The organism is Cyanobacteriota bacterium (assembly GCA_025054735.1).
Classification (GTDB): domain Bacteria; phylum Cyanobacteriota; class Cyanobacteriia; order SKYG9; family SKYG9; genus SKYG9.
In genome coordinates this window covers 1-2,723 of the sequence record JANWZG010000468.1, presented here as the reverse complement: position 1 = coordinate 2,723, position 2,723 = coordinate 1, and the positions used below count along the sequence as shown (strand labels likewise).

The 2,723-nt window shown below is 52.7% G+C and carries 3 protein-coding genes; 1 reads left to right on the top strand and 2 read right to left on the bottom strand.

Annotated elements, in window-relative coordinates:
• Both NZ772_16910 and NZ772_16905 read right to left on the bottom strand, forming a co-directional pair.
• Positions 1–802, bottom strand: an 802-nt coding sequence (locus tag NZ772_16910) for an alpha/beta hydrolase (protein MCS6815236.1), incomplete at its 3' end; no start/stop codon positions are given.
• A 36-nt stretch (positions 803–838) separates the two neighbouring features.
• A complete protein-coding gene (locus NZ772_16905; protein MCS6815235.1) occupies positions 839–1,711 on the bottom strand; it encodes a pirin family protein in 873 nt (290 codons plus the stop codon).
• A gap of 82 nt (positions 1,712–1,793) precedes the next feature.
• Between NZ772_16905 and NZ772_16900 the strand changes: the two genes are divergently transcribed.
• A partial coding sequence (locus tag NZ772_16900; protein ID MCS6815234.1) for a phosphatidate cytidylyltransferase occupies positions 1,794–2,723 on the top strand: 930 nt, incomplete at its 3' end.

Here is a 2,723-nt window from a genome sequence, read left to right as displayed (position 1 = left end):
TCGCTTGACTGTGGGTACGAATGAGGTCATGACCTGCATCGGGCAATATCTCTAGGCAGGCTTGGGGAATGCGATCGCGGTAGACTTGGCAATGCCACAGGGGAATGGTTTGATCGTGAGCGGCGGCAATAATTAGGGTCGGTACAGCGATGTGATGAATAGCCTGCTCCACGGTGTCGATCGCATCCTCTGGGCGCAGACGATCTACCAAAAACGAGCGGGCAACCGGTTGTTGCATCAGAGTACGTCGAGCCTTGCAAGCACAAGCATAGAATTCTGCTTTGCCCAACAGTCGTGCTACTGGCCCCAGGGCAGCCAAGCCAACATCAACTAACGGATTAGCCCACAGCAATGGTCTGAGATGATGATAGCGTCCTACAAAGCTGTCATCTCGGATGCCTGCAGGGGCCACTAGGATCAATCTCCGCAGGTGGGGTAGAGTTGTAGAACTGGCTTGATGGGGTAATGTTTGGGTAGCCAGAGCAATGCCGTAGGCAGCAGCCGTCCAACCACCGTAGGAATAGCCCACTAGGTGAAAGGACTCTAGGCCCAAGGTTGTCACAAACTGGTGGAGAAATGCAACTTGGTGATCAATCACGTACTTGAGGGTTGGCTTAGACGAGGCACCAAATCCGAGTAAGTCAGGAGCAAGGCAACGATAGCGATCGCCCAACATCTGGGTCACAGCTTGCCATGCCGAGCCATCCCCCAAAAATCCATGCAAGCAGACGATCGCTTCCCCTTGCCCAACCTCTCGATAGGCGGCAGTATAGTTCCCTACAGCTACTGTCTTGATATTCATCTACGCTGCCCTGTGAATCTATCCCCTTAGCGACCCCTAGAAAAGACCCTGTTGATAGTCGTAATAGGCTTGTAGCACTTCAGCCTGAGTATTCATCACAAAGGGGCCTCCATGGGCAACAGGTTCACCCAAAGGCTTGCCCGCAATTAGCAGAAACTTAGCCCCGCGATCGTCCGTGCTAACAGTCACATGGCTACCAGTTCCCAGTATGGCCAGTGTGCCAGCACTAATAGACTGCGACGTGTCAGTATCGTTGCCACCAACGGTCACGTTACCCTCGTAGACTGCAATAAACGCCTGGTGAGTGATGGGGAGAGAATCGATGAACTGGTGACCGGGGGCGATGTTCACATCCCAATAAATCGGCTCGGTAGCACTAGACTGAATTGGGCCTGTGGTTCCCAGACTGGTTTGACCGGCAATCACCCGCACCTGGGTGCCTGGCGATCGCTCCTCCACCGGAATTTCCCTTGCCTCAAACTCCTGATAGCGAGGGGAGGTCATCTTGTCAGCAGCAGGCAAATTAATCCATAACTGAAATCCCCACAACAGCCCATCGATTTGCTCTGGCATTTCTGAGTGAATAATCCCTCGACCAGCAGTCATCCATTGCACACCCCCTGCCTCGATTACACCTGTGTGACCCTTATTGTCAGCATGACGGACTCGCCCTGCCAGCACATAGGTGACCGTTTCAAAGCCTCGATGGGGGTGGCTAGGAAAGCCAGCAATATAGTCTTGGGGTCGATCAGAGTACAGCATATCCAGCAATAGGAAGGGGTCAAGCATGGGTAATGCTGTTGTCCCCAACAGTCGCAAAATCCGCACGCCTGCACCATCAGTGGCGGGTACCCCCGGCACGATCGTGGCAACTGGACGAGGTTGAATAGTCTGGGAACGGTTGGTCATGGCAAGATGGGTGCTAAACTCTGGGTCAAGTCGGTCTATGCTATGAGAGTATCTAGGCTAACAGAACTAGTGGCACGAACGCATGGAATTAGTTAGGTCACTGAGTCAGCAGTGGGAACTTGCCCCTAGCACGATCGTGCTTGGATTTTACACAGCCCTCTCGGCAATTGTCTATGGCAGTCTGGGGATATTCATCTGGCTAAAACCGCTGGATGTCGCCAAAAAACCCTACCTGACCTGGGCAGTTTTGTTGCCATTGGTGTTTATTCCCCTGTGGATTCATCCCTGGGCATGGATTGCCGCCATCACCCTCCTATCTATCTATGGATTTAAGGAATTTGCCAAGGGCACAGGTCTTTACGCCCACTGGCCCTACATAGTCGTAGTCTATACCCTAATGATAGGTATGGCCCTAGCGGCTGTGGCCAAAAACTATGGTCTGTTCATGGCACTACCTATCTGGGGTGTTGCCCTAGTGACGGCTCTTCCTGTGATGACTAATACTGCCGATGAGGCCATTCAACGGGTAGCCCTCTCGGTAATTGGGCTGGTCTATTTTGGTTGGTTCTTGGCCCATCTGGGGTATCTGCGGCAAGCCGATGGGGGCATTGGCTATGTGGTGTATGTCGTATTGGCAACCCAATTCAACGATGCTCTGGCGTTTTTGTGGGGCAAATTGGTGGGGAAAACAACCTGGACAGCTCTATCCCCCAAGAAGACGATCGAAGGGTCAGTGTTAGCGCTCCTTTCTAGCATAGGTCTAGCCTATCTCAACTGGCCGATCGCCTTCCCCCACTTTGAATGGTGGCTGGTGGGGTTGGTAGGGATTATTGTTGGTGTAGGTGGGCAAATTGGCGACCTAGTGATGAGTGCCTTTAAGCGCGACTTGGGTATTAAGGACTTTGGGGATATGTTGCCAGGGCATGGGGGCATTCTTGATCGCATCGACAGTCTGCTGTGGGTAGTGCCAGTATTTTTCCACACTGTGCGGTTCTTTCATGGTGGGTTTGGC

Coding starts and splice junctions, on each gene's coding strand:
- NZ772_16905 (MCS6815235.1), bottom strand. CDS start 1,711: ATGACCAACCGTTCCCAGACTATTCAACCTCGTCCAGTTGCCACGATC.